At 65.4% G+C, this 12,575-nt stretch carries 12 protein-coding genes; 1 reads left to right on the top strand and 11 read right to left on the bottom strand.

Annotated elements, in window-relative coordinates; all coding sequences use genetic code 11:
* Nucleotides 1-178: 178 nt before the first annotated feature.
* The 9 genes from ACSZPK_RS19395 to ACSZPK_RS19355 form a co-directional block, all read right to left on the bottom strand.
* Nucleotides 179-1,057, bottom strand: coding sequence for an acyl-CoA thioesterase (locus ACSZPK_RS19395; protein ID WP_437883163.1), 879 nt, complete (start codon nucleotides 1,055-1,057; stop codon nucleotides 179-181).
* A 10-nt stretch (nucleotides 1,058-1,067) separates the two neighbouring features.
* Entirely contained in the window at nucleotides 1,068-1,772 is a 705-nt protein-coding gene (locus tag ACSZPK_RS19390) for a 3-oxoacid CoA-transferase subunit B (RefSeq protein WP_437883162.1), read from the bottom strand.
* 3 nt (nucleotides 1,773-1,775) lie between these two features.
* Nucleotides 1,776-2,465, bottom strand: a complete 690-nt coding sequence (locus tag ACSZPK_RS19385) for a 3-oxoacid CoA-transferase subunit A (protein WP_437883161.1) — start codon at nucleotides 2,463-2,465, stop codon at nucleotides 1,776-1,778.
* A 166-nt stretch (nucleotides 2,466-2,631) separates the two neighbouring features.
* On the bottom strand, nucleotides 2,632-3,333 hold the full coding sequence (locus ACSZPK_RS19380; RefSeq protein WP_437883160.1) for an SDR family oxidoreductase: 702 nt from the start codon (nucleotides 3,331-3,333) through the stop codon (nucleotides 2,632-2,634).
* A 16-nt stretch (nucleotides 3,334-3,349) separates the two neighbouring features.
* A complete protein-coding gene (locus tag ACSZPK_RS19375; protein ID WP_437883159.1) occupies nucleotides 3,350-4,402 on the bottom strand; it encodes a cyclase family protein in 1,053 nt (350 codons plus the stop codon).
* 317 nt (nucleotides 4,403-4,719) lie between these two features.
* On the bottom strand, nucleotides 4,720-5,631 hold the full coding sequence (locus ACSZPK_RS19370) for a LysR substrate-binding domain-containing protein (protein ID WP_437883158.1): 912 nt from the start codon (nucleotides 5,629-5,631) through the stop codon (nucleotides 4,720-4,722).
* A 276-nt stretch (nucleotides 5,632-5,907) separates the two neighbouring features.
* On the bottom strand, nucleotides 5,908-6,798 hold the full coding sequence (locus ACSZPK_RS19365; RefSeq protein WP_437883157.1) for an MBL fold metallo-hydrolase: 891 nt from the start codon (nucleotides 6,796-6,798) through the stop codon (nucleotides 5,908-5,910).
* 42 nt (nucleotides 6,799-6,840) lie between these two features.
* On the bottom strand, nucleotides 6,841-7,713 hold the full coding sequence (locus tag ACSZPK_RS19360; protein WP_437883156.1) for an alpha/beta fold hydrolase: 873 nt from the start codon (nucleotides 7,711-7,713) through the stop codon (nucleotides 6,841-6,843).
* A 9-nt stretch (nucleotides 7,714-7,722) separates the two neighbouring features.
* The gene (locus ACSZPK_RS19355) at nucleotides 7,723-8,919 is read right to left on the bottom strand and encodes an acetyl-CoA C-acetyltransferase (RefSeq protein WP_437883155.1); all 1,197 of its coding nucleotides are present in this window, start codon (nucleotides 8,917-8,919) and stop codon (nucleotides 7,723-7,725) included.
* 234 nt (nucleotides 8,920-9,153) lie between these two features.
* On the opposite strand from ACSZPK_RS19355, the gene ACSZPK_RS19350 reads away from it, so the two are divergent.
* Nucleotides 9,154-10,392 carry an OprD family porin gene (locus ACSZPK_RS19350; protein WP_437883154.1) on the top strand — a complete coding sequence of 413 codons (1,239 nt, stop codon included), beginning with the start codon at nucleotides 9,154-9,156 and terminating at the stop codon, nucleotides 10,390-10,392.
* Nucleotides 10,393-10,591: 199 nt separating this feature from the next.
* Here ACSZPK_RS19350 and ACSZPK_RS19345 read toward each other — a convergent pair whose 3' ends face one another.
* Both ACSZPK_RS19345 and ACSZPK_RS19340 read right to left on the bottom strand, forming a co-directional pair.
* A complete protein-coding gene (locus ACSZPK_RS19345) occupies nucleotides 10,592-11,404 on the bottom strand; it encodes an HpcH/HpaI aldolase/citrate lyase family protein (protein WP_437883153.1) in 813 nt (270 codons plus the stop codon).
* Between the two features lie 10 nt (nucleotides 11,405-11,414).
* The gene (locus tag ACSZPK_RS19340; RefSeq protein ID WP_437883230.1) at nucleotides 11,415-12,575 is read right to left on the bottom strand and encodes an acyl-CoA dehydrogenase family protein; all 1,161 of its coding nucleotides are present in this window, start codon (nucleotides 12,573-12,575) and stop codon (nucleotides 11,415-11,417) included.

Below are 12,575 nucleotides of genomic sequence, written 5' to 3'. Positions count from 1 at the left end.
TCGGCGCATGGCGCGTCGGCCATGACATTGTTGTTATGTGCTCGTCGGTGAGCGGTGTGGCATCCAGCCGGCCCTGCCCTCGGCCGTTCATCGCCTGTGTTTCGAGCATGCGTCAGTTTTGTCGCGGCGCCCATTCGAGTTTCCGAAAGGACGTGTTTCGATTGCGCTAAGCACCGCCTCAGGCGTCTCGCGGCGAAATCAGCATGTCTTGCGCCATGCTTGCCACCAGGCGCCCGTCACGCTGGTAGATATGGCTCGTCGCCAAGCCGCGGCCGGAAAGGCTGCGTACGGCGTCGTTGACGAACAGCAGCCAGTCGTTGGCATCGGGCTCCAGGCTGTGGAACCACAGCGTGTGGTTGAGGTTGCTGACGTAGTGGTGCTGCCAGAGTTCGAGCAGGCCCAGCGGCGGCGCCAGGCTGCCGTTCAACCAACAGTCGCTGAGGTAGGCGAGGGCCGCATGGTGCAGGCAGCCTTCGCGCGGCAGCGCTTGTTCGAGACGCACCCAGTAGGCGATCTCACGGTGTTCGGCGGGGTGGTCGAAATAGCCCTCGGGATGAATCGGGCGCACGTCCAGCAAGGGGCGTCCGTTGAAGCGCAACTGCACCGCCTCACTGCGCAGCGGATAACGTGCCGCCAGCTCGTTCAGGGTCGGCAATTGCTCCGGGGCGGGCCACTGGCGTTGCAGCCGGTGAGGGTTGCCTGGGTCGCGCTGGGCGAGCTGAAACGAAGCGTTGGCGCTGAGCACCAGCCCGGTGCCTTGCACGCCGTACACGTGGCGACTGGAAAAACGCCGGCCGTCTTGCAGAGATTCGACGCTGTATTCGATCGCGTCGTCGGGGCGGGCCCCTTGCAGGAAGGTCGCCTGCAGGACGCAGGGGCTGCGGCCCGGCGCGGTCTGCGCGGCCGCCCACAAGGCTTGCCCCAGCAACTGCCCGCCGTAGACACGGCCATTGACGTTGGTGTCATTGACCGTGCTGAGAAAGCTGCGTTGGACGCCACATTCGAGCATCAGCAACTCGATCAGGTCGCGCTGATCCCAGCGGTGCGGGTTGGCCATGGCGCGGGTCTCAATCGGTCACGCCAAGGGCACGCGCGGCGCTGCGGCTGAGGCCGCGCGCCGGCTTGCCGCCCAGGGTGGAGAAGTCCAGCGGCACTGGGGTGACCGCTTGCAACTGCTCGGCGCTGGTTTCGCCCACCAACTCGATGACCTGGATTCCGCTGTCGGTGAGGTCGAAGGTGGCCAGGTCGGTGTACACCCGGCTCACGCAGCCCAGGCCGGTGACCGGGTAGGTGCAGTGCGCCAGCAGCTTGCTTTGCCCGTCCTTGGCCAGGTGTTCCATCATCACGAAGATGCGCTTGGCGCCGATGGCCAGGTCCATCGCGCCGCCGACTGCGGGAATCGCGTCCGGCGCGCCGGTGTGCCAGTTGGCCAGGTCGCCGTTGGAGGCCACTTGAAAGGCGCCGAGTACGCAGATGTCCAAGTGGCCGCCACGCATCATGCCGAACGAATCGGCGTGGTGGAAAAACGCTGCGCCGGGTTCGAGTTTGATCGGCTCCTTGCCGGCGTTGATCATGTCCCAGTCTTCCTCCCCCGCCGGGGCGCCGGTCCAGCGGCCGAGCACGCCGTTTTCGCTGTGCAGGAAGATGTCCTTGCTGGCGTCCAGGTGGTTGGCCACCAGGGTCGGCAGGCCGATGCCCAGGTTGACGTAGGCGCCTTCGGGAATGTCGCGGGCCACGCGGGCGGCCATCGCATTACGGGTCTGTTTGTCCATGCTTCAGCCTGCCTGTGTGGAGGGCACCGCAGCGCTGCGCTGGACGATGCGTTTGACGAAGATGCCGGGCGTGACCACGTGTTCCGGGTCCAGCTCGCCAAGGGCACAGACGCGGCCTACCGAGGCGATGGTGTGGCGCGCGGCCATGGCCATCACCGGGCTGAAGTTGCGCGCGGTCTTGCGGTAGACCAGATTGCCCCAGCGGTCGCCGGCCTCGGCGTTGATCAACGCGTAGTCGACATGAATCGGTGATTCGAGCACGTAGTGGCGGTTGTCGATCAGGCGCGTTTCCTTGCCTTCGGCCAGCAGCGTGCCGTAGCCGGTCGGGGTGAAGAACCCGCCGATGCCACAGCCGGCGGCGCGCAGGCGCTCGGCCAGGTTGCCTTGGGGCACGATTTCCAGCTCGATCTTGCCGGCGCGGTACAGCTCTTCGAACACGTGGGAGCCGACCATGCGCGGGTACGAGCAGAGAATGCGCCGCACACGCCCGGCCTTGAGCAGCGCGGCCAGGCCGGTCTCGCCCTGGCCGGCGTTGTTGCTCACCAGGGTGAGGTCGCGTGCGCCTTGTTCGATCAATGCGTCGATCAGGTCTTCGGGCATGCCGGCGCCGCCGAAACCGCCCACGGCGACGATGGCTCCATCCGGAATGTCAGCCAGTGCCTCGCCAGCGCTGGGTGAAAGTTTGTCGATCATGAGTGCAGGTCCTTTCTCGTTTTTATGGCTGTCAGGACACGGCCTGCGGGGGCTGTATCGCGCCTGGAAATCAGCTTGCCAGTGCGCTTGCAGGGTCACAATTTTAGTCTGCGCAAGGGCTGCTTAACCGGCGGTTAAGGCCGCGCGCCCCGGCGCCAGCGCGTTGTCAGACGCCCGCCACGCCGACGGTCATGCCGCCGCAGACATACAGCACCTGCCCGGTGACGAAGCCGCTGCGCTGATCCAGGAAAAACGAGGCGGCCTGGGCGATGTCGTCCGGAAGACCCAGGCGCTTGACCGGCACGCTGTCGATGATCGCCTGGGTGCGCGGGCTGTCCGGCGGGTTGGCGCGCTCGAACAGCTCGGTGCGGATCGGGCCAGGGCCGATGGCGTTGGCGGTGATGCCGAAACGCCCCAGCTCCAGCGCCCAGACGCGGGTCATGCCCAGCAGCCCGGCTTTGGTGGCGGCGTAGGCGCTGCGCAGTTCCTTGCCCAGCGCCGCCCGGGACGACATGTTGAGGATGCGGCCGAAGCCGGCTTCTTTCATGCCGGGCAGCAGCGCCTGCATGCATTGCAGCGAGCAGCGCAGGTTCAGCGCCCAGACCTTTTCCAGCTCCTCGAGGCTTTGCTCGTGCGCCGCGTTCGGGCAGACCATGCCGACGTTATTCACCAGCCGGGTGATCGGCCCATCGGCCAGCGCGGCTTCCAGGGCGTGGGCGGTGGCGCGGGTGTCGCCCAGGTCGGCGATCAAGCCGGCGCCGATGCGGTCGATGATGACCGGCTCATAGCCGTCCTCGCGACAGCGTTCGGCGATGGCGGCCCCGATGCCAGAGGCACCTCCTGTGATCAGTACGCGTTGTTTGGACACGGAAGACTCCTGGGCATCAGACAGTGGCGATAGGGTTGAGCGGCGCGCCTACGGCACCGGGTAGGCGCAGCGGCGGGGCGGTGAGCAGGAAGCGGCTACGGCCATGTGCGCGTAGCCAGTTGGCCAGCGGCGTGAGGTGCCACAGCTCGCCCAGGTGCACGCCGAGCTTGAACAGGCAGTGGTGGTGCAGCGGCATCACCGAGCAGCAGGTGCCCGGTTGCCCGGCCGGGAAGATTTCCACCGAGTAGTTGTCGGCGGCGATGGCCACCAGATGACTGTCGGTGATCCAGTTCAGCAGGCGCTGGTCGTTGCCGTCGAGCACCGCGGCCAGGCGCTCCAGCTCTTGTGGATCGGGGTTCTTGTGCATGCCCAGCAACGCTTCGGCGTAGCCGGTATGCAGGCAGACGATATCGCCGGCTTCCACCTCGACCTGGTCTTGCTCCAGCACGCGCATCAACGCGTCATAGCCGATGTGCGTGCGCGCCAGGCCGTGGTGATGGTGCAGGTCGATGAGCACACCGCGACCCTGCACGCAGGTTTCGGCCATGCGTTCGATACCGAGCGCGTGGGCATGGGAGGTGCTGTGCGGCTTGATCGGCCCGGCGATGCCGCAGTCATCCAGAGAACTCGGCCCTTCGACGTCGCCGCCCGCGCTGAATCCGTTGTAGTACAGCGGCTCGGCAACGCCGTCGCCATCCGCGTCGAACAGCGCGCCGACATGGGACAAGGCATCCCACTGTGTCGAATATTGCAGGTGGAGGATCGCCAGGTCGTCGCTGAGTACGTCCGGGCGACCCTCCTGAATCCACTGGTACTGGTAGTTCATGTTCACGCCGCCCTTGCGCAGCAGCGGGCGCAGGATCGGCGGCAGGCGGTTGACGTTCATGGCGTTGCCGCCCGGGTAGTCCAGCGGCAGGCTGAGGCAGAAGGCGAGGCCTTCGCGCACTTCGGCGATGCCTTGCAGCACTTTGTCCGGGGTCAGCAGGTTCAACCGGCCTCTCTGGTCATCGGGACCGAAGTCGCCCCAGTTGGAGCCCTCGGGGCGGTTCTTCCAGCGTTGCGTGGCCATGGGGTTTCCTTCTTGTTATCGGTGTGTTCTGCCGGCGAGGCAGCGCATCCCTGTGCGACAAGGCTCCCAGAGCCTTCCGGCGCCGACAATTTCGCTCTTCGAAAGCGCGGCTTAACCTCGTGTTAAGGCAGCGTGACCAGACTGTGTGAAAACTACTGCGCTCGGCCATGCGGCGTTAAAAACCGGCTGGAATGCCAGCCCAGTCAAAATGCTCATTTACAGCTCGTAAACTGCGCTTTTTCGCCGTTTTGCGGGGGCGCCTAGCCCTTGCCTGACCTTCGCTCGCTACGTTTTCACACGGTCTGGTGACGGGGCTCTTATTCGGCGCCTGGGGTGCGATACCAGTCGATCAGGCTGTTGGCGAAATCGCGGGCGAACGCCGACAGGCCGTCGAAATCCTGGGCGCACAGCTGGAAAGAGCGCACCGCCCATGGGTCGAGCAGGGTGCAGGAGCCGATGTTCTGCCGCCCCTTGAGGCGCTCGAAGCCCGCCTGGGGAACGATGGCGATACCGGCACCGGCCTCGACCATACGGAAGATCGCATCGGAACTGGCGACCTGCACCCGGATGGTCAGCGGCGTGTGCAATGCGGCAGCGGCGCGGCTGAGAAACACATGGATGGCACTGCCTTCGAGCAGCGAGACGAAGGCGTATTGCAGGGCCTGTTTGAAGTACACCTCGCCGCCTTGGAGAATCGGGTGCCCCTCGGGGGCGATGACCATCAGCCGGCTGCTGACCAGCGGCACGCTCTGCAAGCCGTCGGTGACCACGCTGCCGGAGACGATACCCAGGTCGGCGCTGCCATCACGGATGCTGCGCACGATGTCATCGCTGAGTCGTTCGCGCATGTCGATGTGCACGTCAGGGTGGCTTTTCAGGTACTCGCCGACCACCGGTGGCAGGTACTCGGTGATGGCCGTGGTGTTGGCCAGCAGGCGCAACTGGCCCTTCAGGCCGATGGCATATTCCTGCAGGTCGCCGGTCAGCATTTCCAGTTGCGAGAGGATGACGCGGGCGTGTTGCAGGTAGGTCTTGCCGGCGTTGGTCAGGGTCACGCCCTGAGGCGAGCGCTCCAGCAGGCGCATGCCGAGGTTGTCTTCGAGGTTCTTGATGCGGTTGCTGGTCGCCGGCACCGAGAGGAACGAGCGTTCCGCCCCGCGTGTGAGGCTGCTGGTTTCCGCGATGTTGATGAACAGACGGAAGTCGGTGATATCGAAGTGCATCGCCATGGTCGGGTACTTCTTGCCAAGTGATGGACCAAGTTACTGTCTGTCGCCATTGCTGCCTAGCAGGCCGTTGAAAAACTACCTGCGTTGGCTGGCCTTCGTTAAAAACCACCTCAAATGCTCATTTACAATACGTAAACTGCGCTTTTTCGGTGATTTTTGCCTCGGCCATCCTGCCTCGCCTACGTTTTTCAACGGCCTGCTAGCCGGTATTCGTCGACTGCCTGCCGGGCGTCTGCGGCGCCTACCGGCGCTTGCCAGCCAGTAGGCGTTGGATGTCTACCAGCTCGCCGGCTCGAAGCGGAAGCTGTCACCCTGGCGGCGGATGTAGCCGCAATGAGGCTCGCCGAAATGCACGGGCATGATCAGCGCCTCGCGGTCGGCGGCGGCATTGAGGAATGCCAGGCGTGTCTTGCGCGCGGTGTCTTCCCAGATGCAGTAGCCGGAGTTGACCTCGGGCCGCACGATCTGCACCGGGCTGTGCAGGATGTCGCCACAGAAGATGCCTTCCTCGCCCTTCGAGCGAACGCGGAAGGTGACCTGGCCGGGGCTGTGGCCGGGGGCCGGTTCCACCACCAGGCAGTCGGCGATTTCCTGGCCTGGCACCATCATCCTGGCAAGGCCCGCGTCGACGATGGGCATCACGCTGTCGAAAAACGCCTCGCCGAACACGTCGATCACGCCTGGCTCCCTGTTCTTGCCCTGGTCGCAGAAGTCGAAGTCGTCCTTGGGCAGGTGATAGGTGGCGTTGGGGAACGTCGGCACCCAGCGCCCGTCCTGCCAGGTGGTGTTCCAGCCCACATGGTCGGCGTGCAGGTGGGTGATCACCACGTGGGTGACTTTCTCCGGCGACGCGCCAGCGGCGATCATCCACTCGCGCACCAGGCCGTTGAGCATGTTCATCCGCGCGATGCCGGGGCGCGGCTTGAAGTTACCCACGCCGGTGTCGATCACCACGATGTTGCTGCCCACGTGGACGATCCAGAACTGGATGGTGACGATCAGCCTGTTCATGTGCGGCACCCAGTGATTCGGCGCCATCAGCTCGCTGTGCTCGGCGAGCACGGCGCTATCCAGCTGTGGGAAGAGGAACGCTGGATCGTGGGTCGGGCCTGCGTATTCCAGAATGCGGGTGACCTTGATGTCCCCGATCATGCGTGACTGCATCATGGTGCTATGTCCTCGTAGGTTCTTATCGTTGTAGCGCGTTGCTCACGCCGCGTGTTCCGCCTCGCCACGGCGGTTGGTCGCGTCGTCGATGAATGCCTGGTAGATCGCCGCGCCGCGCACCGGCTCATCCAGGTAACGGCGCACCAGCGTCGCCACCCAGCGCGGGCTTTGCAGCGGCATGAAATGCCCGGAGGCGACGTGCAAGGCCTCGATGTGCGGAGCGAAGCCGGCCAGGCGGTCGATCTCTTTGGGCGGGCGCAGGGCGTCGTATTCGCCGGCCACCAACAGTGTGCGTGGTGGCAGGCGCGGCAGGTCGTCTTCCAGGTCCAGGCCGGCGAGCATGCTGAAGGTCGCAGCGAAGCCTTGGGGATCGGCGGCGGTCCAGCGCAGGCGAAAGGCCTCGAAGGCGAGCGGGTCGGTGCGCAGGGGCGCCGGCCAGGTCTTGTCCAGCAGGGCCGGGATCAGATCACGCAGGCCCTCGCGGCGCAACGCCTCGGCGCGGTCACGCGTGCCTTGGCGCGCGTCGGCGGCCACGCCGCAGGCCGGCGCCAGGCCGATCAGTTGGCGGCAGCGCGCCGGGTGCGTGGCGGCGAAGCGAATGGCGATGGCCGCACCCACGGCCACCCCCAGCAGCGCCACCGGTCCACTGATGTGCAAGGCGTCGAGCAGGGCGCGCAGGTCGGCGACGTGGTCGTCGATGTCCAGTTCACCGGGTTTCTTTTCCGACAGCCCGGCGCAGCGGGTGTCATAACGCAGCACCGGACGCTGCCCGTGCAGGTTGGCGCAGAGGGCGTCCCAGGTTTCCAGGCTGCCGCCCATTTCGTGGATGAGCACCAGCGGCGGAACGTCGCCTGATACCGCGCAGGGCTGCCATTGATAACGCAGGATGGTGTGGTTCGCCTCGATCCACTGCATGACCAGTCCTCACACGCGCTCGAACAGCGCGGCCATCCCCTGGCCGCCGCCGATGCACATCGTTTCCAGGCCGTAGCGCGCATCGCGGCGCTGCATTTCGTGCAGCAGCGTGGTCATGATGCGCACGCCGGTGGCGCCAATCGGGTGGCCCAGGGAAATTCCCGAACCGTTGACGTTGACCCGCTCGATATCGTCCATCTTCCACGCGCGCAGTACCGCCAGGGCCTGGGCGGCGAAGGCTTCGTTGATCTCGATCAGGTCCATCTCGGCGAGGCTGCGCTGGCTGCGTTCCAGCAATCGCTTCACCGCGGGCACCGGGCCGATGCCCATGCGCGCCGGATCGCAGCCAGCGGCGGCCCAATCGACCAGGCGTGCCAGGGGTTTCAGGCCATAACGCTGGGCGTACTCGGGCGAAACCACCAGGCAACCGGCGGCGGCATCGTTCTGCTGGCTGGAGTTGCCAGCGGTGCACACCCCGTCGGGCAGGATCACACGCAGGTCGGCCAGGCTGTCGAGGCTGGCGTCTTCACGAATACCTTCGTCGCGGCTCACCGTGGTGCTGGCGCCGCGTTTGCCAGGCACCCGCACCGGCACCACCTCATCGAGGAAGCGTCCGTCACGCCAGGCGGCTGCCGCGTTGAGGTGGCTACGCACGGCGAAACGGTCAGCGTCTTCGCGGCCGATAGAGTAGTCGCGCGCCAGATTCTCCGCCGTTTCCGGCATGCCGGAGATGTAGCCGAAGCGCTCCTGCGGCTGCGAGCGTTCGCGGCCGCGTTCCAGGCGGTCATGGAGTTTCACGCTGCCGGCACGGACGCCCCAGCGCATGTCGGTGCTGTAGTACTCGATGTTGCTCATGCTCTCCACGCCCACCACCAGTACGGCCTGGGCATGCCCGGTCTTCACGTGCAGGGCGGCGTCCACCAGCGCCTGCAGGCCGGAGCCGCAGCGGCGGTCGAGGGTATAGCCAGGCACTTCGATCGGCAGGCCGGCGGCGAGGGCGGCATAGCGGCCCATGCATGGCGCCTCGCTGGAGGCGTAGGACTGCGAAACGATCACCTCGTCCAGCGAGGCGGGCGGCACGTCGAGGCGCTCCATCAGCGTCTTGATCAGGCCGGCGGCCAGTTGGTCGGCGGTCAGCGCCGCCAGGGCGCCACCGAATTTGCCGATGGGCGTGCGCAGGGGCGAAACGATCAGCGCGTCTTTCATGGAGTGACCTTGTCGAGGGGCGATAGCGGCCAGCATGGGCAACGCGCCGTGCGCTGGGCAATTGTTCATCGCGAAAGGCAGCCTTTCACGTTGCTTAAGCGGGCGATGTTTGGCTGCGCCGAAGGAACGCTTAAGGAAAACCCAATACCTGCCCGTGCATGGCCCTGCGCATAGTGCGTCATACCGGCATTCGCTCCGGCAGACCTACAAGAACAATCAAGACGGACACGACACATGCATACACGTTCGCTGACGCAGCTCTGTGCGCTGCTCGCCCTTCCTCCGGTTCTGATCATCCCGACCCAGGCCCGCGCGGCCTTCATCGAAGACAGCACGGTCAACCTGTCCCTGCGCAACGTCTACTTCAACCGTGATTTCCGCCAGGAAAACGCCGCGCAGTCCAAGCGCGAAGAGTGGGCGCAAGGCTTCATGCTCAGCGCCAAGTCCGGTTACACCGACGGCCTGGTCGGCGTTGGTGTCGACCTCTATGCCGCACTGGGCCTGAAGCTCGACTCCTCGGACGCGCGCGCCGGCACCGGGCTATTGCCCAACGCCTTTGGCGATGAAGGGCCGGGCAATTACAGCGACCTGTCCGGAGTGGCCAAGATGAAAATCTCCAAGACCGAGCTGAAGGTTGGCGGCTTTACGCCCAAGACGCCGGTGCTGCTCGCCAGCGATGCGCGCCTGCTGCCGCCGCTGTTCAACGGTGTGACCCTGAGCTCGACCGACATCGACGACCTGGCGCTCGACCTGGGCCGCTTCGACAAGGTCAACTTGCGTAATTCCAGCGGCAACCACGATGAAATCCTGGCCGGCAACTACAACGTCAGCGGCGACCATTTCGATTATTTCGGCGCTACCTACAGCGTCTCGCCGACGCTCAACGCCGCCTACTGGCGCGCCGAGCTGGAAGACGTCTACGAGCAGAACTACCTCGGCCTGCAAGGCAGCCACAAGATGGGTGACTGGGTGCTCGGTGCCAACCTCGGCTACTTCGACTCCTCGGAGAACGGTGCGGCTCGTGGCGGCAATATCGACAACGGCCTGACCACAATCATGCTCTCGGCCGCCCATGGTGCCCATACCTTCCGTGTCGGCTACCAGGACAACAGCGGTGACAGCCCCTTCCCGTACCTGCAGGATACCGATGCCAATGCCGCCAACGTGGTGCAGATCCTCGATTTCACGCGGGCCCAGGAAACCTCCTGGCAGGTGCGTCATGACCTCGACTTCACCCTCTTTGGCGTGCCGGGCCTGACCATGATCAACCGCTACATCCGCGGCGACGGCTACCAGATCGCCGGGCGCAGCGGCAAGGAATGGGAACGCAACCTGGACATCACCTACGTGGTCCAGCAAGGCCCCCTGAAGAACCTCGGCATTCGCTGGCGCAACGCCACGGTGCGCTCCGATGGCGCCGGTGAACTGGACGAGAATCGCCTGATCCTCTCCTACACCCTGCCGTTGAAATGAGTCGCCGGGGCAAGCCGCTCGGAAGGCGCCTTGCCCTTGACCCGCGCACGAACCCCCGTGTGCCTCGACCGCGGATGGGCGATCGATCGGTCGAGTGCCCATCCGGTTTGCTGCGAAATCGCCAACGTCCGGTCTCCACGACAGACCGGGCGTTGGCGTTACCGCCCACCTTGCAACAGGCTTTCATCGTGGCTGCGCGTCAACGGGTTCTGGCCAGCAAGCGTCGTGCGCGAGCCAGTACGGGCGCGTCGATCATCTGGCCGTCGAGCTGGTAGGCGCCGCCGCTATCGTCGCTGGCCAGCACGCGGCGGGCCCAGTCCAGTTCCTGTTCGCTGGGGGCCAGCGCCTGGTGCACCGCCGTGACTTGCTTGGGGTGGATGCAGAGCATGCCGGAGAAACCCATGTCGGCGGCATCGCGGGCGAATCGTGCGAGACCGGCGGGATCACCGATAGCGGGAAACACCGTTTCCAGTGGTGCCGCAAGCCCGGCCAGGCGGGAGTGCTGGAGCAGCGCGAAACGCACCTGGTCGAGCAGGCGCTCGGCCGCTGGCGTGCCAGCGGTTAGCCCCAGGTCGAGGCTCAGGTCCAGGCCGCCGTAGGTCAGGCGCTGCACGCCGTGCACGCGTGCGATCTGCGCCAGCGCCTCGATGCCCAGCGTGCTTTCGATGATGGGCAGCAGCGGCTTGCCGGTGCGCGCCAGCGCCTGGGTGACCTGTCCGGCGCTTTCCGCCTTGGGCAGCAGCACGCCAAGCACGCCGCTATGACGGCACAGGTCGAGGTCGGCGAGGTGCTGGGCGTGCGCGGCCATGTTGACCCGCACCCATACCCGCGCTTCAGCATTCTCGTCGAGAAAGGCGCGCAAATGTTCACGCGCCTGGGCCTTATGGCTTTCCTCCACGGCATCCTCGAAATCGACGATGACCGCATCGGCCCCACTGGCCAGCGCCTTGGCGAAACGCTCGGGTCGATTGCCGGGCACGAACAGGGCGCTGCGCAGTTGGCTGTCGAGCATGACGGTTCCCTCAGAACGAACGCGGCAGTTCGAGCAGGTGTTCGGCCACGTAGGACAAAATCAGGTTGGTCGAAATCGGTGCCACCTGGTACAGGCGCGTCTCGCGGAATTTGCGCTCGACGTCGTATTCGCAGGCGAAGCCGAACCCGCCGTGGGTCTGCATGCAGGCGTTGGCCGCCTCCCAGCTGGCCTTGGCTGCCAGGTACTTGGCCATGTTCGCCGCCGCGCCGGCGTTGAGCCCGGTATCGTATTCCTCGCAGGCGCGCCAGCGCATCAGGTCGGCGGCTTCCAGTTCGATGTGCGCCTCGGCGATGGGGAACTGCACGCCCTGGTTTTGGCCGATGGGGCGGCCGAACACGCTGCGGTCGCGCGCGTATTGGGCGGATTTCTCGGTGAACCAACGGCCGTCACCGATGCACTCGGCGGCGATCAGCGTGCGCTCGGCGTTGAGTCCGTCGAGGATGTAGCGAAAACCCTTGCCTTCTTCGCCGATCAGGCTGCTGGCCGGAATCTTCAGGTTGTCGAAGAACAGCTCGTTGGTTTCGTGGTTGACCATGTTGGCGATGGGGTGCACGGTCAAACCGTTGCCGATGGCCTCGCGCAGGTCGACCAGGAAAATCGACATGCCTTCGGACTTGCGTTTGACCTCGGCCAGCGGCGTGGTGCGCGCCAGCAGAATCATCAGGTCCGAATGCTGCACGCGCGAGATCCACACCTTCTGGCCGTTGATCACATAGTCGTCGCCCTGGCGCACGGCGGTGGTCTTGATCCTGGTGGTGTCGGTGCCAGTGCTGGGCTCGGTCACGCCCATCGACTGCAAGCGCAGTTCGCCGCTGGCCAGCTTGGGCAGGTAGTGGCGTTTCTGCTCGTCGCTGCCGTTACGCAGCAGGGTGAACATGTTGTACATCTGCCCGTGAATGGTGCCGGAGTTACCGCCGCAGTGGTTGACCTCTTCGAGAATCACCGAGGCCTCGGCCAGGCCCAGGCCGGAGCCGCCGTATTGTTCCGGAATCATCGCCGACAGCCAGCCGGCCTCGGTCATGGCTGTGACGAAGGCTTCGGGGAAACCCTTCTCCTCGTCGATCTTGCGCCAGTACTCCGCGGGAAACTCGGCGCACAGGGCTCGCACGCCTGCGCGGATGGCATTCAATTCTTCACTGTTGCGGTCGAT

The organism is Pseudomonas sp. LRF_L74 (assembly GCF_965644255.1).
Lineage (GTDB): Bacteria > Pseudomonadota > Gammaproteobacteria > Pseudomonadales > Pseudomonadaceae > Aquipseudomonas.
This window is presented reverse-complemented; position numbering and strand designations above follow the sequence as displayed.